A 23,389-nucleotide genomic window follows, 5' to 3' on the forward strand; every position below is an offset into this window, starting at 1 on the left:
CGCGTTCAGAGCTGATTGTTTCCCGAACGGTTGACGCAGCAACGCGCGCCCGGCTAATTTCAGCCATGACCGTAATTCGGTGCGCGCTGCCCTGGGAGGCCTTGTGGACAAGCGATTCGCACGACGCCTGATCACCGCCCTGTTCGGACTCACCCTGACCATGAGCGTTGTGACCCCTGCCGACGCTTCAATTCCGGCCACGCCCGAAACTCCGGAGGTAACCAGCCTCGGGCCAGCCTCCGCTGTCACCTCGACCAGCGTCGCCGAGCAGGTCGGCGACCGGATCTGGACCATCACGTCCGGCGTGTCACCGGTTCAGGTCGGCGCCTTCGACCCGGTCGCCAAGACCGTCGACCGCAAACTCTCGCTGCCCACCGGCGCCGGCGCGTGGGCCATGACACATATCGGCACCGACCTGTACATCGGTCTGTACACGCCCGGTGATGTCTACAAGGTCGACACCACCACCGGCACCGCCACCAAGGTCGCGCGGTTCGGCTCATTCATCTGGTCGATCGCGGCCACGCCCGACGGCAAGATCGTCGCCGGTACCTATCCGGACGGCGCCGTGCACGAGTACGACCCCGCCACCGGCGCGACCCGCGCGTATGGTGCCGCGGTCGCCGGTGAGCAGTACGTACGCAGCATCGCCGCCGATGCGACCACGATCTACGCGGGCGTCGGCACCAAGGCGCATCTGATCGCGATCGACCGCGCGACCGGCGAACGCCGCGACGTGCTGCCCGCGAAGTACGCCGACCGTACGTTCGTCGCCACGCTCGCACTCGACGGGACGAAGCTCGCCGCCAGCCTCTCCCCCACCGGCACCATGCTCGTGTACGACACCCGCGACCTGAGCAACCCGGTCGAAGTGCAGGTGCCGGCCGGCGATCAGTACATCACCGCGATCACCTTCGCCGGCGCGGACATCTATCTCGGTACGCGCCCGTCCGGCTCGTTGTTCCGGTACCGCGACAATGCGCTGACCAGGCTCGGTTCGCCGTACGACGGGGCGTACTTCAACCGGATCTTCGTCGACGGCGCGACGATCCGCGCCGAGCTGACCAGCCAGGTCGTCGACTTCGACGAAACGACCGGGACCTTCACCGGAACCGACCTCGGCCAGGCCGGGCTGCCGCCCGCACCGGAGCAGGCGATGGCGATCGCGGCCACCTCGACGTCCGTACTGGTCACGGGCAAGGCCGGCATCCAGGTCCACGACCTCGCGACCGGTGCGAGTACGCGCGCGTTCCTGCCCGGCGAGGCCAAGACCCTCACACCGGTCGGCCGCAGCGTCTACCTCGGCGTGTACACGCTGGCGCGGCTGTGGCAGATGAAGCCGGACGGTTCGGACCTGCACGAGCTCGGTCAGATCGGCAACGAACAGACCCGCCCGACCGACGAGGCGTACGATGCCCGCTCCCGTACCTGGCTGATCTCCACGGAGCCGGACTACGGCAAGTTCGACGGCACGCTGGTCGAGCAGCACCTGGACACGGAGAATGGCATTGGACAGCGCGAGGTACACCGCGGGGTCGTACCGCAACAGTCGGTCCGCTCGGTCACCACCGGCGACGGGATCGCGTACCTCGGCGGGGCGACCCGGAACAGCCTCGGCACCGACCCGATCTTGCCGGAGGCAACCATCGTCGCCTTCGACCTGCGCCGGAACAAGACGCTCTGGGAGACCACGCCGCTGGCGAAAGCGCAGAGCTACAGCGACGTCGTGCTGTACCGCGGCCGCCTGTACGCGACCACCGACGACGGCCGGCTCGCCGTCCTCGACCCACGCACCGGCGACGCCCTCACCAGCACGACCATCGGTACCGGGCAGAGCCGGCTCGTGATCGCCCGCGCCGGCCTGTACGGCACGGACAGCAAGCGAGTCTTCAAGATCACGCCCGCGCGCACCGGCGCACCGGCGGTCACTAGTGTGGTCGAGGGACTCGGCGCGCAGATCTACAGCTACCCGCTGATCACCGCATCGCACACCGGCGACGCGCTGTACACGATCAAGGGCCGCGACCTGATCCGGATCGGCAACCTGCCCTAGCCCAGCCGGAATCAGTTGCAGCCAGCAGTTGCCGTCAGCAAACATCGGAGGGATTGCCGGAATGGACAACAGCCAGCTCGCCAAGGACGGCGGTCCGCCGGTCCGGACCGATCCGCTGCCGTCGGTGATGGATGCCAGCGGGCGCCGGTTCGGCGACGACGAGGTCAAAGCGGTCGAGCGGGTGCTCCGGAGCGGCATGCTGTCGGCCACCTGGGGTACGGAGGTGCCCGCGCTGGAGCTGGAGTTCGCGAGCCTGCTCGGCGCCGGGTACGCGGTCGCGTGCAGTTCGGGTACGGCCGCACTGCACTTGGCGGTCGCCGCGGTGAATCCGGAGCCTGGTGACGAGATCATCACGACGCCGATCAGCGACATGGGCACCGTCTTCCCGATCATGATGCAGAACGCGGTGCCGGTGTTCGCGGACGTCGATCCGGTCACGGGCAATCTCACGCCCGAGACGGTCGCCGCCGCGATCACGCCGCGGACCAAGGCGGTCATCGTCGTACATCTCTTCGGCAAGCCGGCCGCGGTACGGGAGCTGCGCGAGCTGTGCGACCAGCACGGCCTCCTGCTGATCGAGGACTGCGCCCAGGCGTACCTCGCGCCGGTCGGCGACACGTACGTCGGCCGGATCGGGCACATCGGCTGCTTCAGCCTGCAACAGACCAAGCACATCAGCGCCGGTGACGGCGGTCTGACCGTCACGGACGACGCGCAGCACGCCCGGCGGATGCGGCTGTTCGCGGACAAGGGCTGGCCGCGCGATACGGATGAGCGTACGTACCTGTTCCTCGCACTGAACTACCGGATGACCGAGCTGGTCGCGTCCGTCACGCGCGCCCAGCTGAACCGCGTCCGCGGCGTGGTGCAGGATCGGCGCGACGCTGCGCTGCGAGCGACGGCCGGGATCGCGGACCTCGCCGGTGTGACTGCGCCACCCGACGGACATGATCACGTGTACTGGCAGTATCCGCTGATCATTTCCGAGGCCGCCGGTGATATGCGCGAGTGGGCTGCCGCGCTGACCGCCGAGGGCATTCCGGCGAACGGTGGCTACCTGACCAGTCCGCTGTACGCCGCACCGGCCGTCCGCGAGCGCGTCACCTACGGCAAGTCGGGGTTCCCGCTGCAGGACGTGTCGTACCCACCTGGTCTGTGCCCGAACGCCGAGGAGCTGATCAACAACCGCCTCCTCGTCCTGCCCTGGAACGAGAACTACACCGATCGCGACGTCGACGACATCGTCGCCGCGATCCGGAAAGTCCATCGCGCGTTGGAGGCGTCATGAGCACGGAACCGGTGCTGCTCGATTGCGACATCCTGATCGGGCATGACGTGACGACCGGACGGTGGAGCGAGCCGGAGCGCGTACAGGAGGTGTTCGCCGCGGGCGGGATCTCCGGTGGGGTCGTGTCGTCCTTGCGGGCGGTGCACTTCGACGTACCGTCCGGGAACGACGAGGCGGCCAAAGTTGCTGACGGCAACGGGTGGACCGCGTGCCCGGTGCTCGACCTGCGCGACCCGCTCGGCGCGGAGAAGGAGCTGGAGCGGCAGCTGGCCAGTGACGCGCCGCCGCGCGCGGTCCGGCTCGCGCCGAGCGCGCAGCACGTCGAGCCGAGGTACCCGGCGTTCGGGCATGTTGTGCAGCTGCTCGTCGAGGCCGGGCTGACGATCTTCACCGAGGGCGACGTCCGGACGATCGGGCCCGCGTTGCGCGGTCTCGGCGCGCGGGTGGTGTTCCTGGACACGCACTTCTACTACCTCGGCGACTTCGTCGTGATGGCGCGGTCGGAGCCCGGCTTCCACACCTCAACCCGGATGCTGACCGGTCCGGACTCGCTGGAGATCGTGGCCGGCGAGGTCGGTGCCGAGCGGCTCGTACTCGGGTGCCGGACGCCGTTCCACGAGACCCGCTCGGTGCTCCGCCGGCTGCTGTCCGCCAAGCTCAGCCCGGACGAGATCGCCCAAGTCGGCAGCCGCAGCCTCACCTCTCTCCTGGAGCCGTCATGCTGATCGACGTTCACGCCCACTGGGGTCCGTGGTTCTTCTCGATGGACGTCGCGAGCATCGACGTCAACATCGACGGGATGGACCGGTTCGGCATCGACCTGCAGCTCGTCTCCTCGATCGAGGGCATCGTGTACGACGCGCCGGCCGGCAACCGTTCGCTCGCCGAACAACTGCCCGCGGACCCGCGGCTGCGGGGCATGCTCGTAGTGGATCCGCGGCGGTTGGACGCGGCCCGTGCGGATCTCGACGAGCTGCTCGCGGGCGACGGGCGATCGCGGTGGGTCGGGGCGAAGATCCACAGCGAATACAGCCGGACCCCGATCAGTTCGCCGGCGATGCAGGCGGCGGTCGAGCTGACCACGGAGTACGGTCTGCCGACGCTCGTACACACCTGGGGTGACACCGTCGTCGACCTTGCCGATGTTGCTGCGCGGGTGCAGGGGGCTCGGGTGCTTGCCGGTCACATGGGCGCGTCGGGCTGGCCGCGGGTGCCGGAGGCGGCGGAGCGGTCGGACCGGATCTGGTTCGAGCCGTGCTGGTCGGCACCGGAGGCGAACCGGATTCGGTGGGTGCTGGATCAGATCGGGTCGGATCGGTTGATGTTCGGTACTGACGCGACGCTGATTGATCCTTCGGTTGCGCTGGGGGCGTTCGAGGCGGCCGAGCTGAGCGAGGTGGAGCGCGAGGCGATCATGCACCGGAACGCGGAGGCCCTCTTCGGGGTCTGAGCGTCTTCGCGGTAAGAAAAGGCCGCCTGGTGACAGTTTTGTTCCGGAAAGCGGGTCAGGTGGTGGTGAAGACGAGGATGTCGTGTTCGGGGCCGCGGACCTCGGGCTCGTGCCAGCCGAGGTGGCGGTAGAACGCGATCGCGTCGTGGTTCTGGTTCCAGGCGAGCAGCCAGGCGCGGGAGCGGTCGCGGGTGGCGGTTTCGAGCAGGCGGCGCGCGAGCCCGGTGCCGCGGGCCTGCGGGAGTACGCCGAGTTCGTCGACTTCGAAGGCGCCGATCAGGAGTTCCTCGACCTGTTCCGGGCCGATCCGGTCGAGCACACTGCCGTACGCCCGGTCGGTGCGGAACGGCGCGGGCGTCGTCCAGCCGGTCAGGAAGCCGGTGATCTGGCCGTCGTCCGATCGCTCGATCCAGGCGTGGAAGCCGTCTCGCTCGGCGTCGGATTCGAGGCGCGTACGGAACGCGGCGCGCGTCTGCTCGCGATCACGGTGCTCGAAGGGTGGTGCGGTGAAGACTTCCACGTACGCCGTGGTCAGCTCGTCCGCGATGTCCAGAACGTCCCGCCCATACGTATGCACCGCTCCAACCTAACGAATGGAGCGGTCGCATACGAGGTGCGCTTGGGGTCAGCTCGTCCGCGCGGTCGCCGATTCCAGGTTGTCCGCCGCGTCCGCCGCGCCCGCCGGCTGGGCGGGCATCGCGGCGGGCGCTGGGGTGGACGTTGGGGTGGCGGTCTCGTCCAGCGCGGTGCCTGGTGACGCAGGTTGCGCTGTGCTGGATGTGGTGGCCGGTGCGGTGGCCCGTTCAGTGGCTGGCGCGGTGGCCGGCGCGGTGCCGGCGGTGGGCGGAGCGGGCATGGCGGCGATCGTCTCCAGCTCGCTCCGGAACTGCGGCAGCATCCAGCGCAGCGGCTGATCGAGCACCCGCGCGATGGTCGCCTCGTCGACCCGGAGCAGGCCGCCGATCCGGGCCAGGGCGTCCGGCTCGTCGGTGGCTGCGTACAGCAGATGGACCACCTCGTGCCGATGCGCGAACACGGCCAGCGCGGCGGCGGCCAGCCCGGCGTCGATTTCTGGCGGATTCGTGATTTCCCCGTTGACTGTCACGACACCAACAACCCGATCCGGGGCCGATGGGTTACGTGTCAGTCGTCTCAGGATGTAAACACTTTCTCAGGGAGTTCTCAGCCTGGCAGCCAGGAAACCTTCCCGAGCAGGTACGTGGCGCCGATCAGCGCGCCGGTGTCGATCAGCGTGTGCGCGACCACCAGCGGCATGATCCGGCCCCAGCGGCGGTACAGGTAGGTGAAGATCACGCCCATGATCACGTTGCCGGCGAAACCGCCGAGGCCTTGGTAGAGGTGGTACGAGCCGCGCAGGAGCGCGCTGGTGGCGGTCGCTTGGCGGACCGACCAACCGAGTTGGTCGAGACGATGGTTGAGGTAGCCGAGGACGATGACTTCCTCGAGGATCGCGTTCTGCGCCGAGACCAGGACCAGGATCGGGATGCGCCACCAGTAGTCGGGGAGCTGGGACGGGTCGACGGTCAGGTTCGTACCGGTCGCGTGGGCGCCGAGGTAGAAGAGCAGTCCGGCGCCACCGATCACGGCCGCGATCGCCGTACCCCGCCCGAGGTCCCGGACCCGATCCCGCAGGTCGAACCCGATGCTCCGGAACGACTCCTGCCCGCGAACCAGGAAATGCCCGACCAGCGCGACCGGCACCAGCGCCGTCACCACCGCGAACAACTGCCAAGCCAAGTCCAGCCACGGCCGCCCCGGAGCCCGAGACCCGACAATCACCGCCGTCTGCCCACTGATCGGCTTGGCCGAGGTCAACACCCCAGTAAACGAAATAACCGCCGCAACCCCCGAAGCCCCCAACGACAACGCCAACACCAACCAGACCTCCCGCGTCAGCACCCGCCGCCCATGCCCTGCGGACAAGCCGACAACAGATGAGTCGCCAGCACCCGCTAGAACAGCTGGTGGCGCTCCAGCAGGTGCTGTGGTGGGACGTGGGGCACCCGCTGGAGCAGGCGACCGCGCCGCACCACCCGTCGCGGGGGACACACCATCGGCCGCACCAGCTGGAGCAGCACCATCCGCTAGAACAGCTGGTCGGGCTTCGGCGTCCATTGCCTCGGAGGACAGAGCAGGACCTTCCGGTGGAGCAGTTGGTGGGGTGCCGGCGTCCTTCGTGGCGGGCGGGGCGGAGGGCGATGCAGCCCCAGCCGGCGGGGCAGGTGGCTGCACCGCACCATCCGCTTGAGCAGCCGGTGGCGCTTCAGCAGGTGCTGTGGTGGGAGGTGGGGAGGCCGCACCCGTTGGTGCAGGTGACTGCGCCGCACCACCGGCTGGCGGGAGCGGTTCATCCGCCGGGCTGGGAGATTCGGCGGGGGTGGTCATGGGTCAACTATTGCTCGGTGGGGTGGTCAACAGGGAGAGGAGGTGGTCGAAGAGGTCGCCGGGGTTGGTGGTGAGGTTGTATTGGGACTGGATTTGGAGGCCGTCGGAGACGGCTATCAGGAGGGTGGCGATTGTTTCGGGGTCGGCGGTGGGGGTGAAGGTGCCGGCGGCCTGGCGGGTGCGGACGGCGTCGGCGAGGGCGGCGCGGAGGTGGGCGTAGCGGTCCACGAAGTAGTCGTGGGCGTGATGCTCCGGGTCGCCGGCCTCGGCGGAGAAGGTGGAGTAGAGCTGCACCAGTCCAGGCACTGTGCGGTTGTGCCGGATGACAACAGCGAGCCCCTCGATCGAATCGTCGGTGTCGAACCGCTCCCGATCGGCTTCGTCGCGCGCCCGTAGCACCGCCTCGAACAGCTTCTCCTTCGAGCCGAAGTAGTGCAGCATCCCGGCCTCGCTCAGCCCGGCCGCGGCGGCCAGCTCACGGGTCGACGTCTTCCGGTACCCGTGCCGCGCGATCACCGCCAGCACCGCCCGCAGCAGCTCGGCGCGCTTCGCGACCCCCTTGGCGTACGGACCCCGGGAACTCGTCATACCCAAAACCTAGCATCACTCGGTTTTCGGTCGTACAGTTTTCGGCATGAACGCCGCGACGGATTTCGACGACCTGCTCGTCCGGCTCTCCCTCGAGGAGAAGGTCCGGATTCTGACCGGCCAGGACTTCTGGTCGACCCACCCGCTGCCGTCGATCGGCCTCCGCTCGATGGTGCTGTCGGACGGGCCGAGCGGCGTCCGCGGCGCGCTCTGGGACGAGCGCGACCCGTCGCTCAACCTCCCGTCCGCGACCGCACTCTCCTCGTCCTGGGACCTCGACGTGGCGCACCGCTACGGCGTCGTCTCCGCACAGGAGGCCCGCCGGAAGAACGTCGACGTCGTACTCGGCCCGACCATCAACCTGCACCGCTCTCCCCTCGGCGGCCGCCACTTCGAGGCGTTCAGCGAGGACCCCGTCCTGACTGCCGAGCTCGCCGCCGCGTACGTGGCCGGCGTTCAGGAGCTCGGCGTCGGCGCCACCCCGAAGCACTACGTGGCGAACGACTTCGAGACCGACCGCTTCACCGCCAACGTGGTGGTCGGCGAGCGCACGCTCCGCGAGGTGTACCTGCTCGCGTTCGAGAAGGCCGTCACCGAGTCGAAGGCGTGGCTGGTGATGAGCGCGTACAACTCGATCAACGGCGCGACCGCCTCCGAGAACGACCTGCTCGAGACCCCGCTGAACACCGACTGGGGTTTCGACGGCGTCGTGGTCAGCGACTGGACCGCAGTCCGCAGTGTGGAGAGCGCCAAGTACTCGCAGGATCTCGCGATGCCCGGCCCGATCGGCGCCTGGGGCGACGCACTGGTCGAGGCGGTCCGCGCCGGCGAGGTGAAGGAGGAGGCGATCGACCGCAAGGTCCGTCGCATCCTCGCGCTCGCCGCCCGCGTCGGCGCCCTCGAAGGGTACGAGAAGCCGCCCACCCAGCCGGTCGACGGCATCGCGTTCGCGCGTACGGCTGCCGCCGAAGGCACCGTCCTGCTCCGCAACGAAAACGAACTCCCTTGGCAGGCCAGTGCACTGCAACGCGTAGCAGTCATCGGTCACAACGCCCGCGACGCCCGGACCCAAGGCGGCGGCAGCGCGACCGTCGTCCCGAAGTCGGTCGTGTCACCGCTCGACGGCCTCCGTGCCGCACTCCCGAACGCGGACATCACCTACTCACTCGGCGCGGTAGTCCAGCAGGGCGTCGCCGAGCTCCCACTCAGCACAATGACAAACCCGGAGTCCGGCGAGCCCGGCGCCCGCGTACGCTTCCTCGCCGCTGACGGCACCGAGCTGTTCGCCGAGGACCGCTTCGCCAGCGCCCTCGTGTACCTCGGCACGACCGCGCCGACCGGCGAGACCGCGGTGCTGGAGTTCCGCACCACCTGGACGCCGGCCGAGTCGGGCGCGATCCAGCTCGGGTTCGCGTCGGTCGGCCGCGGCCGGATCTTCGCCAACGGCGACCTGCTCCGCGAGGACGTCGCGGTCCCGGTGGGTACGGACCTGGGCGCTGCCCTGCTTTCCCCGCCGTCGATCGCCGCTCCGCTGACCGTCACCGCCGGACAGCCGATCGACGTCCGGATCGAGCTCGAGCCACCGAAAGCCGAGGGCGGTCTGGGCGGCGTCGTCGGCCTCACGGTCGGGGTCGAGCCCGCCGACAACGACCCACAGACGCTGATCGACGAGGCAGTCGCCGCGGCCCGGGCCGCCGACGTGGCGGTGGTTGTCGTCGGCACCAACTCCAAGGTCGAATCCGAAGGCTACGACCGCACTTCGCTCGCGCTGCCCGGCCGCCAGGACGAGCTCGTCCGCGCGGTCGCGGCCGCCAACCCGCGGACGGTCGTGGTGGTGAACGCCGGCTCGCCGGTGCTCCTCCCCTGGCGTGACGACGTCCAGGCCGTCCTCGCCACGTACTTCGGCGGCCAGGAGTACGGCAACGCACTCGCCGACGTACTCCTCGGGCAAACCGAACCGGGCGGCCGGCTGCCAACCACCTGGCCGCGCGAAGAGGCTGACGTACCGGTCATCGACGTCACCCCGAAGGACGGTGTCGTTCGGTACGACGAGGGCGTACACATCGGCTATCGCGCTTGGTTGAAGGCCGGCACCGAACCGGCGTACGAGTTCGGCCACGGTCTCGGGTACACGACGTGGGAGCTGTCCGACTTGCGCGCGAACGATCCGTCGTCGGTCGCGCTGACGGTCCGCAACACCGGCGAGCGGGCCGGCAAGCACGTCGTCCAGGTGTATGCCGAACGCCCCGAAAGCGCGATCGACCGGCCGGCGCGCTGGCTGGCCGGGTTCGCCGTCGTACGGCTCGAGGCCGGTCAGGCCCGCGAGATCACCGTCAATCTGCACGAGCACACCTTCGAGCACTGGGACGGCGGCTGGACCACCGAGCCCGGTGCCTTCACGATCCGAGCCGGCTCGTCGGTTTCGGACCTGCCGCTCTCCACGGAGCTGCAGGTTCGTTAGCTGCCCGGCTGCACGAGCTCAACGGGGCTCGGGGCGGTTCGACGCCGGTCGTCGCGTCACGCGGCGGCCGGTGTCGGACTGCCAGTACAGCACGGACCGGCCGGAGCGACGCCGTTCGAGCAGACCGGCGTCGGTGAGGGCGCGCAGGTGGCCCGAGATCGTCGCCAGTGACAGCCCGGTCGTTGCCACCAGCAACGTCGTACTGACCGGCCGCGCCGCCGCGACCAAGATGTGCGCCCGGTTCCGCCCGAGCAGTTGGACCAGCGGCTCGTCCGGGGTCGCGGTGGTCGCGAAGATGCCAGTCACCGGGTACGCCAATGCGAACCGATCCGGCAATCGCCAACTCACGTTCACCCGCTGGGTGTGCGTGGCCAAAAACAGTAGGTCCGCCCCACGAACATCGGTCACCGGATAATCCCAGCGGTTGACCTGGATCCGCCCGTCGCCGAGCCAGCGCACATCCGATCCGAGCCCGTTCAGCACACCCGACCACCCCTGCTCGCTGAGCCGTGAGGTGCGCGACACGATGTCCGCCTGCAGCAGCCGGACGCGCCGCGGCCAGTCCGGCTCGACCGTCGCGCTCCAGATCCACCGCAGCAGCTCGGCCGCCTCGGCAGCAAGTCCACTGGTCTCGACCAGCACGGTCGGCAACGGCGTACGCACCACGCTCAGGTCGGCGCGGATCTGATCGTCGGACAGCGCGAGCAGCAGTTCGAGCTCGTCCTCCAGCGTGAGGTCCGGCCCGAGCGGCGGCACGGTCAGGAAGTCGGCGGCCCAGCTCGTACCGAAAGCGTTGTCGATCAGCGCCGCCCAGACCGGATGCGCCGCGAGTTGCTTCCGGTACGCCGGCAGGTGCGCATCGCGCCACGCCCGGTACCAAGGCTCGACCGGTGCCCTCAGCAGCTTGAGCGCCGCCACGGTCTCGGTGAATTGGGACGTGCCGAACCGGGCATTCGCCAGGGTGTCGGCATCGACCAGGAACTCGGACAACGTTTCGCCTCCAGCCGAAACTGTAGGCGGTACCGGGCCGTCCGTCGATGCTCCCGTCATGAGCATGGCCATGAGCACCTACCGGGCGATCTTCGCCAACCGTGAGTTCCGCAACCTGTGGCTCAGCAGCGCGCTCGGGAACGCGTCCGCGACCATGACCAGCCTGACGCTGGCGATCGTGGTCGACGCCGCGACCGGGTCCGCGCTGCTCGCGGCGGCGATCATGTTCGGCCCGTCGCTGGCCCAGGTGCTCGGACTCTCGACCTTGATGTCGGCGGCCGACACCGCCCGGCCGCGCCGGATTCTCACCTTGCTCGCGGTCCTGACCGCGGTCGAGGTCGGCGTCCAGGCCGCCTTCGACCTGTCTCCGGTGGTCCGCCTCGGGCTGGCGCTCGCCCTCGCGTACGGCCTGTCGATCGGCTCGGGCGTCCGGTGGGGCCTGCTCGGCGAGGTGCTCGGCACCGATCAGTTCGTACTCGGCCGGTCGGCGATGAACTTGTCGGTCGGCGCGATGCAGATCGCCGGCTTCGGTATCGCCGGCATCCTGCTCCAGGCGGTCAGCGCCTCGACGGTGCTCTGGATCGCGACCGGATTCGCTGCTGTGTCCGTACCGGTGATCCGCCTCGGCCTTCGCGATCGCGCGCCGCGCCGGGTCGCTCGTACCAGCCTGGCCGAGACCTGGCGGGCCAACCGCCTCCTGCTGGCCCAGCGGCGTACGCGGCCGCTCTTGCTGGCGCTGGCGCTTCCGAACGGGTTGATCGTCGGCTGCGAAGCGCTCTTCGTCCCCTACGCCGGGTCGCGCGCCGGCTGGCTGCTCGCGGCCGGTGCGGCCGGAATGATGACCGGCGATCTTGTCGTCGGCCGGTTCCTGACCCGCGAAGGCCGCCGGATCGCCGGGCAAGGGCTTCGCTTCGTGCTCGCCGTACCGTTCCTCGGGTTCGCGTTCGACCTGCCGATCGCGGTGCTCTGCGTACTGGTCGCGATCGGCAGCAGCGGGTACTCGGCCTCGCTCGCGCAGCAGGAAGTACTCGTCGATCTCACACCGCTCGACCTGCGCGGGCAGGTCCTCGGCCTGGAGGGAGCGCTGCGGACCACCACCTTCGGCGTAGTCGCGATCCTGGCCGGCGCGCTGGCTGACCTGACCGCGACGGCACCGGCGATTGCGGTCTTCGCCGCCGCGTCGCTGCTGACGTCGATCGTCCTCACCCGGCCGCTCCACCGGGTGATGCGGCCCAGCGGCTGGATAGGCTCGCCGCATGACGATGGTCGGCCTGCGGAGTGTCTCCAAGCGGTTCGGGCGACGGGAGATCCTGACGGAAGTCGACCTGCAGGTGAATGCGGGTGAACTGCTCGCCTTGGTCGGGTCGAACGGCTCCGGGAAGTCCACTGTCCTCCGCCTGATGGTCGGCCTGTCGCGTCCCACAGCGGGGACGGTCGAACGCAACGCCCGCGTGGTCAGCTACGTACCCGATGTGTTCGCGTCGCACGATCGGCTGTCGGCATCGTCGTACTTGCAGCACCTCGGGCGAATCCGCGGACTCGATACGAGGACAGCACGAAGCCGCGCGCACGAACTACTCGATCGCCTCGCACTTGCCGGCGGTGCGGACACACCGATGCGCAAGCTGTCGAAGGGCAACGCTCAGAAGGTCGCCGTCGCGCAAGCCCTGCTCACACCGCCCGAGTTGCTGGTGTTGGATGAACCTTGGTCCGGCCTGGACTCCACCGCCCACGGCACGCTGCGCGAGCTGCTGACCGAGTCCGCCGAACAGGGCGCGGCGGTCGCCTTCACCGAGCATGCGACCGAGGTCGTCCGCTCCACCGCCACCCGAGTCTGCGAGCTCAAACGCGGCCGGCTGGTACCCGTCGATCACAAGCCGGCGCTGACCGAACTCGTCATGATCCCCGGCGCCGCGATCGACTGGGCGCGCCATCCCGATGTCGTCGAGGTACGCCACACCGACGCCGGCGTCATCGTGATGATCCCGACCGGACGTCACGATGACGCGCTGCTGACCGCACTGAACCACGGCTGGTCGATCGTCACCGTACGGCAGGTGAAACCGGAATGAGCGCCTTCTACCGCTACCTGTTCACCAGCGCACTGCTCTCCCAGCGGTACTTGCCGCCGACCCTGATCTTCCTGGCCGCGATGGCAGTCGGTACGACCTCCGACAACGGACCGCTCCAGTCGTCGTACTCGTTCTGCGTACTCGCCATGCTGGTCTGCACGACCTGGCTGACCGTTGCCATCGTCAACCATGAGGACCCGACCCAGCGGACCATCACGCTGGTCATGATCGGCAGTTCCTTACGCGTCCTCGCGATCACGGTCGCGGTGGTGGTGACGTGGTGCCTGCCGCTGCTCGTGATCGGTCTTGCCTACCCGATCGTCACCGGCAAGCACGATGTACGGGCGGCCGACCTCGCTGTCGGAGCGGTCGCACAACTCGGCGCCGCGATGATCGGTATCGCGATCGGTCTGCTCTGTTCGCGGCTGGTCATTCCGCGGGTCGGCATCTCGATGCTCACTGCGGCCGCCGCGATTCTCGTCGTCCTGCTGGTCCGCTGGAGCTCGCCGATCCGGCCGATCATGACGGTGCTGTCGAACGAGAAAGCAGCGAGCACCAACGCCGTACCTCTCACGTTGCTCGCCGCCTTGTCGCTGGCGCTGCTGGTGGCCGCCACCTTCGCCACCAGAGGCCTGTCTGACCGCAAGGACTAGCCCGACCGGAGGGACTACGCGGTCGAAAGGACTAGGCGACCGTCGACATCTCGTGGGGTGCGGCCGACCCGCGGACGATCAGTGACGTGGCCAACTCGACGTGGTGCGACGCGACCTGCTCCCCCGCTGCCAGCTGCAACGCGGTCCGCAGCGCCACCGCGCCCATCTCGCGCAACGGCTGCCGCACCGTGGTCAGCGGCGGCGACGCGAGCCGCGCCACTTCGGTGTCGTCGAACCCGACCAGGCTGAGATCCTCCGGCACCCGCAGCCCACGAGCCCGGGCCGCTTCGAGTACGCCGAGCGCCACCTCGTCGCTGCCCGCGAAGATCGCCGTCGGCCGATCGGCCAGGTCGAGCATCGACGCCCCACCGGCCAGCCCGTCGTCGTACAGGAAGTCGCTCAGCCAGATGTACTCCGGCGGCACCTCCGCGCCGACCGAATCCATTGCGCTCCGGAAGCCGCTCATCCGCGCCTGGTTGCAGCCCGAGGTCGGCTGCCCACCGACGTACCCGATCCGGCGGTGGCCGAGTGACAGCAGGTGCTGCGCGGCGGCCATCCCACCGGCGAAGTTGGTCGAGCCGACGCTCGTCACGTCCGGCTGCGGGATGTTCGCCGGGTCGACGACCACCAGTGGCAGCCGCGCCCGGGACAGCGCGGCCAGATCCGCGGCAGACAGCTGGCTGGTCAGCCCGATCGCGGCGCGGCGGCCGTTGCCGATCAGGTCCCGGATCCAGCGCGCGGCTCGGCCGCTGCCGGCTGTCTGCGGGTGCGGCGGATGCGCGTTCAGTACGACGTCCACGCCGGCCGCCTGCCCGGCCTCGACCACACCTTGGATCACCTGGACCGAGTACGCGTTCAGGACGCCCTGGTAGAACAGCTCGACCGTGTCGCGATGCGCCGGCTCAGGACGCCGCCCGACGTACCCATGCCGCTCGAGCACCTCCTGCACCCGCGCCCGGGTCACCGCCGAGACATCGCTCCGCCCGTTGAGCACCTTGGACACCGTGGCAACCGAGACCCCCGCGGACCCGGCCACCGTGGCCAGGGTGACGCGACCCTTCAACCGCGACATCTCATCACCCTCCGCCCGGATCATCCTGAATCGTGACCGGCGTCGTCAGCACCCGGTCGTGTCCCACCACCCTCACATCCCCGGTGATCCGGACGGTGGCGCGACACGGCAGGTCCAGCGACGACGTGCCGACCATCACGTCCAGCTCCCCGGGCTCGACGATCCGCCGCAGATCCGGACCCGTGTACGCGGTGCGATCGGCATGTACGCGGAACGTGACCTCGGCCGCCTGCCCCGGCGCGAGCGTGACGCGTGCGAACCCGGTCAGCAGCTTCAACGGCCGCGCCACCCGCGCAACCACATCCCGTACGTACAACTGCACGACCTCGTCACCCGCACGATCACCGGTGTTCCGGACCCGTACCGTCGCAGTGAACTCGCCATCGACGGCAATCTCGTCCGTACTCAACCGCAGCTCACCAACGTCGAAGGTCGTGTACGACCCGCCGTACCCGAACGGATACAAGGGCCTGGTCTCGAGCCCGCTGATGCCCGCGCTCTCGACACTGCCGAGCGCCGGCTGCAGGTACGTACCGGGCTGACCGCCGACCTGCCGCGGGATCTGCACCGGCAACTTCCCGCTCGGCACGATCCGCCCGCTCAGTACGCCCGCGATCGCCGCCGCACCCTCCTGCCCTGGAATGAACGCCTGCACCAGCCCAGCCACCCGGTCCGCGAACTCACCCAGCGCGTACGGACGGCCCGAAACGACTACGACCACCACCGGCTTCCCGGTGTCGAGCAGTGCGTGCAGCAACTCGCCCTGAACTCCCGGCAACCGCAGGTCCTCGGCGTCGCACCCCTCCCCCGACGTCCCATGACCGAACAGTCCGGACAGATCACCCACGTACGCGACGCACACATCCGCGTCCCGCGCCGCCGCGACCGCGTCCGCGAATCCGGACCGGTCGTCGCCGATCACCTCACATCCCTTGACCTGAAGGATTTCCGCGGCAGGCAACTCGTTGCGTAGGGCATCGACCGGCGAGACAACCTCGATCCCCAACCCACGCTCGGGGTAGCGCGGCAGGACGTGGTTCGGGAACGCGTAACAGCCCATCATCGTCCGCGGATCGCCCGCGATCGGGCCGACCACGACGATCTTCGCCGCCTGCAGCGCCGTGCCCGGGTCCAGCGGCAGCGCCGAGCCCTGGTCCAGCAGCACGACCGACTTCTCGGCCAGCTCGCGCGCGATCGCCCGGTTCGCCGCCGAGTCCAGCTCGACACCGTCCGCGTGCACCTCGGGCGACCAGTCCTCGTCGAGCAAACCGAGCTGCACCTTCTGCAACAACACCCGCCGGACCGCGCGGTCGATCAGCTCCTCGGACAGCTCACCGGACTGCACCTTGTCCAGCAGACCCGCGTACCCGATCGTGTCCGGTAGTTCCACGTCGGTCCCGGCGGTCAGCGCCAGTACGCCCGCATCCGCTGTATCCGCCGCGACCCGGTGCATCGAGGCGAGGAACGGCACCGCCCAGTAGTCGGAGACGACGGTCCCCTCGAAGCCCCATTCGTCGCGCAGTACGTCGGTGAACAACCACGGATCGGCGCTCGCGGGCAGCCCGTCCAGGTCCGAGTACGAGCTCATCACCGACCCCGCGTTGGCTGTCGCGATCGCGGTCTCGAAGGTCGGCAGGATGAAGTCCAGCAACTCCCGCTTGCCCATCGACACCGGGCCGTGGTTCCGCCCGGCGCGCGATGCCGAGTACCCGGCGAAGTGCTTCAGGGTCGCCAGTACGCCGGCGCTCTGCAGGCCGCGGACGTACGCCGATCCGAGCATCGCCACCACGTACGGGTCTTCGCCCATCGTTTCTTCGACACGACCCCATCGGTAGTCGCGGACAACGTCCAGTACCGGTGAGAGTCCTTGGTGTACGCCGACCGCGGCCATGTCCCGCCCGATCGCGGCCGCCATGCGTTCGACCAGCTCCGGATCGAACGTCGCGCCCCACGCGATCGACGCCGGGTAAACGGTCGCGCCGTACGTCGTGAAGCCGGTCAGGCATTCCTCGTGGACCAACGCGGGTACGCCGAGCCGTGATCCCTTCAGCACCACTTCGTGCTGCCGGAGCACCTCGGCCACTCCCTGCTCGATCGTCTGCGGGTAGCTGCCCCAGACCCGGGTGAGGTGACCGAGCCCGTCCCTGCTGGCGTCCTCCAGCGACAGCGAGCCACTGGTCGCGAACATGTCCTCCATCGGTGCCACGTTGATGGTCTCGTCCGCGGGAAGCTCGGCGTCCGCCATGTCGTTGCCGGCCCAGCGGCTGCCCAGTTGCGCGACCTTCTCCGCCGGAGTCATCGCCGCGAGCAGCAACGCGACCCGCTCCGCGGCGGGCCGAGCGGGGTCCCGCCAGGGCCGGTCAATCGAACTGGACACAAAAAATCTCCCTTGATCATCGACCACGGCCGTGAGCAAGTTTCGAAAACATTTCGAAACTCTTGGGTGATACCGCGAAAACTGTGGATCACCTGTGCCACCAGGGCTTATGTGACCTCACTGTGACCCTGAAGTGCCCTTAGTTCAAGTCTTGACAGTCGTATCCACGAAATCTATGTTTCGAAAACAAGTCATCATGGCAGGTGCTTCCGCAAGGAGATCACAGTGGATCCCATGACTAGTTCCCGGCGTACGTTCCTAGGCCTCGTGGGTGGTGGCGCGCTGGCCGCCGGTCTCGCGGCCTGCGGCAGCTCCGGCCCGAAGAGCACACCCGGTTCCACCACCGGCGCCGCGGCCGGCAGCGGCGCCACCTACTGGTTCCTCACCGGACAGCCGCAGCAGGCCATCCGCGAGGCGCAGGTCAAACGGTTCAACGACGCGAACTCGGGCTCGCAGCTGAAGACCACCGAGTTCCAGAACGACGCGTTCAAGCAGAAGATCAAGACCGCCATCGGCGCCGGCCAGGGACCGACGCTGATCTGGGGCTGGGGCGGCGGCGGCCTGAAGAGCTACGTGGAAGCCAACCAGGTCGAGGATCTGACCGACTTCTTCAGCCAGAACGCGAAGCTGAAGGACTCGATCTTCCCGTCCGCGTTCGGCGCCGCGACGGTGAACGGCAAGGCGTACGCGATGCCGGTCGAGACCGTGACCCCGATCGTGCTGTTCTACGACAAGCGCCAGTTCGAGAAGATCGGCGCCGAACCGCCCAAGTCGTGGGGCGACATCATGGACCTGGTGCCGAAGTTCAACGCGAAGGGCATCGCGCCGTTCTCGCTCGGCGGGCAGTCGCGCTGGACCAACATGATGTGGCTGGAGTTCCTGTTCGACCGGATCGGCGGCAAGGAAGTCTTCCAGAACATCTACGACGGCAAGGCGAACAGCTGGTCGGATCCGTCCGCGCTGAAGGCACTGGACGAGATGCAGAAGCTGATCAAGGCGAACGGTTTCATCAAGGGCTTCTCGTCGATCACCGCCGACTCGAACGCGGATCAGGCGCTGCTCTTCACCGGCAAGGCGGCGATGATGCTGCACGGTGCCTGGACGTACGGGAACATGAAGTCCTCTGGTGGCGACTTCGTCACGGGCGGGCACCTCGGGTACATGAACTTCCCGCCGGTGGACGGCGGCAAGGGCGATCCGACCGACACGGTCGGCAACCCGGGTCAGTACCTGTCGATCTCGTCCAAGGCGAGTGCTGCCGACAAGGAGACCGCGAAGAAGTTCCTTGCCAACAACACCCTTGACGACGCGTCGGTCGAGGCGTGGGTGAAGTCCGGCAACATCGCGGTCGCGAAGAGCTCGAAGGACAAGCTGTCCGCGATCACCGACAAGAACGACTCGGAGTGGCTGAACTTCGTCTACGACACGTCGGCGAACGCGAAGAACTTCGCCCAGTCCTGGGACCAGGCGCTCAGCCCCACCCAGGCCGAAACCCTCCTCGACAACATCGCCAAACTCTTCCAGCTCTCCATCTCCCCCCAGCAGTTCGCGTCGAACATGAACGCGGTGATCGGCCAGTGACTGCTACCGCTCCGCCCGTAGCACCAACAGCGGGCAGTACGGCCGCGTCGCGCGCCGGGGCGTCCGCTGCTGGGCGGAGCGGGCCGGTGGCTTGGATGGTGCTGCCCGCGCTGTTGCTGTTCGTCGTGTTCGGGGTCGTACCGCTGGCCGGCGTCCTGGTGCTGAGCTTCACCCAGTGGGACGGCCTCGGCGCGATTCACGCCGCCGGGTTCTCGAACTGGAAGTCCGTGCTCTCCGATCCCCAGTTGCCGCACAGCATCCTGGTGACCTTCGAGATCATGATCCTGTCCTGGGCCGTGCAGACCCCGATGAGTCTGCTGCTCGGTACGTTCCTGGCCGGGCGGCAGCGGTACCGGGCGTTCCTCGCGGTGCTGTACTTCGTTCCGCTGCTGCTGAGCTCGGCCGCGATCGCGATCACCTACAAGGCGCTGCTCGACCCGAACTTCGGGCTCGGCGCCGGACTGCACATCGGCTTCCTGACCCAGGACTGGCTCGGCCAGAGCAACCTCGCAATCGGCGTGGTGATCTTCATCGTGTCCTGGCAGTTCATCCCGTTCCACTCGCTGATCTACCAAGGCGGCGTCCGGCAGATCCCGACCACGATGTACGAGGCCGCGTCGATCGACGGCGCCGGCCGGGTCCGGCAGTTCTTCAGCATCACGATTCCGCAGCTCAAGTACACGATCATCACCTCGTCGACGCTGATGGTGGTCGGGTCGCTGACCTTCTTCGACCTGATCTTCGTCCTCACCGCGGGTGGTCCCGGTGACGCGACCCGCGTCCTCGCCCTGGACATGTACAAACGTGGCTTCATGTCGAACCAGATGGGTCCGGCCAGCGTGATCGCCGCGCTGATCGTGCTGCTCGGTCTGGCGCTGGCCCTGCTGCTGCGGCGGCTCGGCGGCAGCACGACGGCAAGCCAGCAGGAAGGTGCCTGAGATGGATCGTGACGTCCGGGTCCGCAAGCTGCTGCAGCTCAACTGGTTCGGCGGGCTGGGCGGCTGGGTGTGGCTGCTGATCGTACTGATCCCGCTGTACTGGATCGTCGTCACCAGCTTCAAGGACCAGAGCGCCTACTTCACCCAGAACCCGTTCGCGCTGCCGTCGGCACCGACGATGACCAACTACCAGCTGGTGATCCAGTCCGACTTCCCGCGCTACTTCCTGAACAGCGTGATCGTCACCATCGGCACCATCGTTCCGGCGGTCGGGATCTCGTTCATGGCCGCGTACGCCATCATCCGCGGCGCGGGCAGCAAGTTCCTTGCCGGGGTCAACGGCCTGTTCCTGATGGGCCTGGCGATTCCGTTGCAGGCCACGATCATCCCGGTGTACCTGCTGATCATCCGGATGCGCCTGTACGACAGTTTGCTGGCCCTGATCCTGCCGTCGATCGCGTTTTCGATCCCGCTGTCCGTGCTGGTGCTGTCGAACTTCATCCGCGACGTACCGAAGGAACTGTTCGAGTCCATGCGCGTCGACGGCGCCACCGAGTGGGGCATGCTCCGCGGGCTGGCGTTCCCGCTGACGCGACCGGCGCTGGTCACGGTCAGCATCTACAACGGCCTCGCGGTCTGGAACGGCTTCCTGCTCCCGCTGATCCTGACCCAGAGCCCCGACAAGCGCACGCTTCCGCTCGCGTTGTGGACCTTCCAGGGTCAGTACAGCGTGAACGTACCGGCGGTGCTCGCCTCGGTCGTCCTCACCACCCTGCCGATCGTCATCCTGTACGCCGTCAGCCGCCGCCAGCTGCTCAGCGGCCTGACCGCCGGATTCAGCCGCTGATTGTCGCTCGACGGTGAAGATTTGGTCACGGAGGGTGAAATCGATGGGCAAATGCGTAAATTCTGTAACGAGGAGACTCCCGGAAGTGCCTGACCTGACGTAATCTGCCCAACCATGCACAGAGGCGAGCGGCGAGCCGGCCGGCCCAACGTCGTGGGGTCGGTGTTCGTGTTTCTCCTGGTCAGCGCTCTCGCGGGCGCGCTGGCGGCCGGCCTGGCCCTTCCGTTCGCCGGGCTGGCCGGGGTGACGACGGCAGCGGCGCACGACAGCGTCCAGTACCTGCCGCAGGACCTGAAGACCGCGCCGCTGGCGGAGCGGACCACGATCCTGGCCGCCGACGGCAGCACGATCGCGACGCTGTACCAGCAGAACCGGACGCCGGTGACGCTGAAGCAGATCAGCCCGATCATGCTGAAGGCGATCGTCGCGATCGAGGACGACCGGTTCTACCAGCACGGCGCGCTGGACGCGAAGGGCACATTGCGGGCGCTGCTGCGCAACCAGTCCTCCGGGGGCGTACAGCAGGGTGGATCGAGCATCACCCAGCAGTACGTGAAACTGAGCCTGGTCAACAAGGCCCGGACGCCCGAAGAGGTGAAGCTGGCCACCAACGACACGTACGAGCGCAAGATCGCCGAGCTGCGGTACGCGATCGCGGTCGAGAAGGAACTCAGCAAGGACGAGATCCTGACCCGGTACCTGAACCTGGCCTTCTTCGGCGACCGCTCGTACGGGATCGACGCCGCCGCGATGCACTACTTCGGCGTGCACGCCGCCAAGCTGAACCTGCCGCAGGCCGCGATGCTGGCCGGCCTGGTGAAGAACCCGAAGGGCTACGACCCGATCGACAGCCCGAAGCGGGCCAAGGACCGCCGCGACGTGGTGCTGCGCCGGATGAACGAGCTGAACATCATCACCGCCAAGCAGGCCCAGGACGCGATCAAGACGCCGGTGATCGATCCGGCCAAGGTCCGGGTGGTGCCGAGCGGCTGCGCGAACTCGCGGTACCCGTTCTACTGCGAGTACGTGGTCGCCAAGCTGAAGGCGAACCCGGCCTTCGGCAAGACGCCGGACGAGGCCGAGAACTACATCGAGACGGCCGGCCTGGTGATCCGGACCTCGCTCGACCCGAAGATGCAGACCGCCGCCGAGAACTCGATCAAGCAGCACTCGAAGGCCGGCGACCAGGCCGTCGCCGCGGTCACCCTGGTCGAGCCCGGCACCGGGCTGGTCCGGGCGATGGCGCAGAGCCGGCCGTACGGCGCGAAGAAGGGGCAGACGGCGTACAACTACAACGTCGAGAAGTCCTACCCCGGTGGTTTCGGCGGCTTCCAGAACGGGTCGACGATGAAGGCGTTCACCATCGCCGCCGCGATCAAGAAGCAGATCCCGACCACGTACCGGATCAACTCGCCGCAGACGATCGACCTGAGCGGCAAGGCGTTCAGCACCTGCACCGGGACCGTTTCCGATCCGAACTACACGCCGAAGAACTCGACCAAGACGATCGCCGACCCGTCCATGGTCGACGCCGCGAGGGCCTCGACCAACACCTACTTCCTGCAGCTGTCCCAGCAGATCGGTCTCTGCCCGATCGCCAGGGTCGCGGCCGACCTCGGGATGTACGACGCGCAGACGATGAAGCCGCTCCAGCAGGTGCCGTCCTTCACGCTCGGCTCGGTCGGTCTGATCACCCCGGTGATGCTGTCGAACGCGTACGCGACCTTCGCCGCCCGCGGGATGTACTGCACGCCGGTGGTCGTCACCTCGATCACCTCGCTGAAGACGAAGAAGAACATCCCGACGCCGGGGCCGAACTGCCACCGGGTGCTCTCGCCGGGGGTCGCGGACGGTGTCAACTACGTCCTGAACCAGGTGATGCAGAGCGGCGGCACCGGCGCCAAGGTGCGGTTCGGCAGCAGCGACCTGGCCGGCAAGACCGGAACGATCAACGAGAACCACGCCGTCTGGTTCGCCGGGTACTCGTCCAAGCTGGCCGGCGCGGCCGTCGTCGGCGACGCCGATCCGCCTGCAAAGGACATCATCGGCCAGGTCTTCAACGGCAAGAAGCTTCGCGACGCGTCGGGTTCCGGCACCGCCGGGCCGGTCTGGGAGACCGCGATGCAGCAGGCGCTGCAGGGCCTGCCGTCGACCAAGTTCGTCAAGGCCGACGACAAGATCATCCGCGGCAACGTGAAGGACCTGCCGTACCTGAAGGGCATGACGCCGGCCGACGCCGCGGCGAAGCTGCTGCAGATGGGCTTCAAGCCGGTCATGTCGCACGGCGACCGGGTCGACTCCGACGCGCCGAACGGCACGGTCGCCTGGACCACCCCGCGGCAGGAGGACGGCGCTCCGGAAGGCGCGATCGTCACGCTGATCATCTCGAACGGCAGCAAGGCCAAAACGCCGCCGCCGGTGACACCGCCAGTGACGCCGCCGGTCACCCCACCGGTCCCGCCGCCGACGATCAAACCACCGACGATCCCGAACTGCCCGCCCACGGATCCGAGGTTCCCGAGATGCAAGCGGGGCAGGTGAGCTTCCCCCCGGCGTAACTCGCCGGGTGGGAGTCACTACGCTGGTCCTCGAAGACCGGTACTTGTGAAAGGA

19 protein-coding genes are annotated in these 23,389 nt (G+C 68.2%); 12 read left to right on the top strand and 7 right to left on the bottom strand.

Annotated features, from left to right (window positions below; genetic code table 11):
• Positions 1–103: 103 nt before the first annotated feature.
• From ABD260_RS31545 to ABD260_RS31560, 4 genes are all read left to right on the top strand, one after another.
• Positions 104–2,053, top strand: coding sequence for an outer membrane protein assembly factor BamB family protein (locus tag ABD260_RS31545; protein WP_344239477.1), 1,950 nt, complete (start codon positions 104–106; stop codon positions 2,051–2,053).
• A 61-nt stretch (positions 2,054–2,114) separates the two neighbouring features.
• The gene (locus ABD260_RS31550; RefSeq protein WP_344239479.1) at positions 2,115–3,341 is read left to right on the top strand and encodes a DegT/DnrJ/EryC1/StrS family aminotransferase; all 1,227 of its coding nucleotides are present in this window, start codon (positions 2,115–2,117) and stop codon (positions 3,339–3,341) included.
• Positions 3,338–4,066 (top strand): amidohydrolase family protein, encoded by a 729-nt coding sequence (locus ABD260_RS31555; RefSeq protein ID WP_344239481.1) that lies wholly within the window; start codon positions 3,338–3,340, stop codon positions 4,064–4,066. The genes ABD260_RS31550 and ABD260_RS31555 overlap by 4 nt, the downstream gene beginning before the upstream one ends.
• On the top strand, positions 4,060–4,791 hold the full coding sequence (locus ABD260_RS31560; RefSeq protein ID WP_344239483.1) for an amidohydrolase family protein: 732 nt from the start codon (positions 4,060–4,062) through the stop codon (positions 4,789–4,791). Before ABD260_RS31555 ends, ABD260_RS31560 begins: the two co-directional genes overlap by 7 nt.
• A 55-nt stretch (positions 4,792–4,846) precedes the next feature.
• Here ABD260_RS31560 and ABD260_RS31565 read toward each other — a convergent pair whose 3' ends face one another.
• The 4 genes from ABD260_RS31565 to ABD260_RS31580 all read right to left on the bottom strand — a co-directional run bounded on the left by ABD260_RS31565 (position 4,847) and on the right by ABD260_RS31580 (position 7,785).
• Positions 4,847–5,368 carry a GNAT family N-acetyltransferase gene (locus ABD260_RS31565; RefSeq protein ID WP_344239485.1) on the bottom strand — a complete coding sequence of 174 codons (522 nt, stop codon included), beginning with the start codon at positions 5,366–5,368 and terminating at the stop codon, positions 4,847–4,849.
• Positions 5,369–5,416: 48 nt separating this feature from the next.
• Positions 5,417–5,896, bottom strand: a complete 480-nt coding sequence (locus ABD260_RS31570; protein ID WP_344239487.1) for a hypothetical protein — start codon at positions 5,894–5,896, stop codon at positions 5,417–5,419.
• A gap of 77 nt (positions 5,897–5,973) precedes the next feature.
• Complete coding sequence (locus ABD260_RS31575) at positions 5,974–6,630, bottom strand: CPBP family intramembrane glutamic endopeptidase (RefSeq protein ID WP_344239489.1); 657 nt, start codon at positions 6,628–6,630, stop codon at positions 5,974–5,976.
• A 570-nt stretch (positions 6,631–7,200) separates the two neighbouring features.
• Positions 7,201–7,785, bottom strand: coding sequence for a TetR/AcrR family transcriptional regulator (locus ABD260_RS31580; protein WP_344239491.1), 585 nt, complete (start codon positions 7,783–7,785; stop codon positions 7,201–7,203).
• A gap of 46 nt (positions 7,786–7,831) precedes the next feature.
• Here ABD260_RS31580 and ABD260_RS31585 point away from each other — a divergent pair, with 46 nt between their 5' ends.
• Positions 7,832–10,246: a beta-glucosidase gene (locus ABD260_RS31585; protein WP_344239493.1), complete on the top strand. Its 2,415-nt coding sequence runs from the start codon at positions 7,832–7,834 to the stop codon at positions 10,244–10,246.
• 18 nt (positions 10,247–10,264) lie between these two features.
• Here the strand turns inward: ABD260_RS31585 and ABD260_RS31590 are convergent, their stop codons facing one another.
• A complete protein-coding gene (locus ABD260_RS31590; protein WP_344239495.1) occupies positions 10,265–11,236 on the bottom strand; it encodes an ArsR/SmtB family transcription factor in 972 nt (323 codons plus the stop codon).
• Between the two features lie 58 nt (positions 11,237–11,294).
• On the opposite strand from ABD260_RS31590, the gene ABD260_RS31595 reads away from it, so the two are divergent.
• Genes ABD260_RS31595 through ABD260_RS31605 form a run of 3 tightly spaced genes read left to right on the top strand, consistent with a single transcriptional unit; the run spans position 11,295 to position 13,961 of the window.
• Positions 11,295–12,581: an MFS transporter gene (locus ABD260_RS31595; protein WP_344239497.1), complete on the top strand. Its 1,287-nt coding sequence runs from the start codon at positions 11,295–11,297 to the stop codon at positions 12,579–12,581.
• A complete protein-coding gene (locus tag ABD260_RS31600; RefSeq protein ID WP_344239499.1) occupies positions 12,493–13,308 on the top strand; it encodes an ABC transporter ATP-binding protein in 816 nt (271 codons plus the stop codon). Before ABD260_RS31595 ends, ABD260_RS31600 begins: the two co-directional genes overlap by 89 nt.
• On the top strand, positions 13,305–13,961 hold the full coding sequence (locus ABD260_RS31605; RefSeq protein ID WP_344239501.1) for a hypothetical protein: 657 nt from the start codon (positions 13,305–13,307) through the stop codon (positions 13,959–13,961). The genes ABD260_RS31600 and ABD260_RS31605 overlap by 4 nt, the downstream gene beginning before the upstream one ends.
• A 31-nt stretch (positions 13,962–13,992) precedes the next feature.
• On the opposite strand, the gene ABD260_RS31610 is transcribed toward ABD260_RS31605, so the two are convergent.
• The gene (locus tag ABD260_RS31610; protein ID WP_344239503.1) at positions 13,993–15,033 is read right to left on the bottom strand and encodes a LacI family DNA-binding transcriptional regulator; all 1,041 of its coding nucleotides are present in this window, start codon (positions 15,031–15,033) and stop codon (positions 13,993–13,995) included.
• Positions 15,034–15,037: 4 nt separating this feature from the next.
• Positions 15,038–17,410, bottom strand: coding sequence for a glycoside hydrolase family 3 N-terminal domain-containing protein (locus ABD260_RS31615; protein ID WP_344239505.1), 2,373 nt, complete (start codon positions 17,408–17,410; stop codon positions 15,038–15,040).
• Positions 17,411–17,644: 234 nt separating this feature from the next.
• Here ABD260_RS31615 and ABD260_RS31620 point away from each other — a divergent pair, with 234 nt between their 5' ends.
• The 4 genes from ABD260_RS31620 to ABD260_RS31635 all read left to right on the top strand — a co-directional run bounded on the left by ABD260_RS31620 (position 17,645) and on the right by ABD260_RS31635 (position 23,317).
• Positions 17,645–18,991 carry an extracellular solute-binding protein gene (locus tag ABD260_RS31620; protein ID WP_344239507.1) on the top strand — a complete coding sequence of 449 codons (1,347 nt, stop codon included), beginning with the start codon at positions 17,645–17,647 and terminating at the stop codon, positions 18,989–18,991.
• Positions 18,992–19,086: 95 nt separating this feature from the next.
• On the top strand, positions 19,087–19,929 hold the full coding sequence (locus ABD260_RS31625) for a carbohydrate ABC transporter permease (protein WP_344239578.1): 843 nt from the start codon (positions 19,087–19,089) through the stop codon (positions 19,927–19,929).
• 1 nt (position 19,930) lies between these two features.
• Entirely contained in the window at positions 19,931–20,776 is an 846-nt protein-coding gene (locus ABD260_RS31630) for a carbohydrate ABC transporter permease (RefSeq protein ID WP_344239509.1), read from the top strand.
• Between the two features lie 114 nt (positions 20,777–20,890).
• Positions 20,891–23,317 (top strand): penicillin-binding protein, encoded by a 2,427-nt coding sequence (locus tag ABD260_RS31635; protein ID WP_344239511.1) that lies wholly within the window; start codon positions 20,891–20,893, stop codon positions 23,315–23,317.
• Positions 23,318–23,389 lie beyond the last annotated feature (72 nt).

This window comes from Kribbella hippodromi (genome assembly GCF_039531045.1).
GTDB classification, from domain to species: Bacteria; Actinomycetota; Actinomycetes; order Propionibacteriales; family Kribbellaceae; genus Kribbella; species Kribbella hippodromi.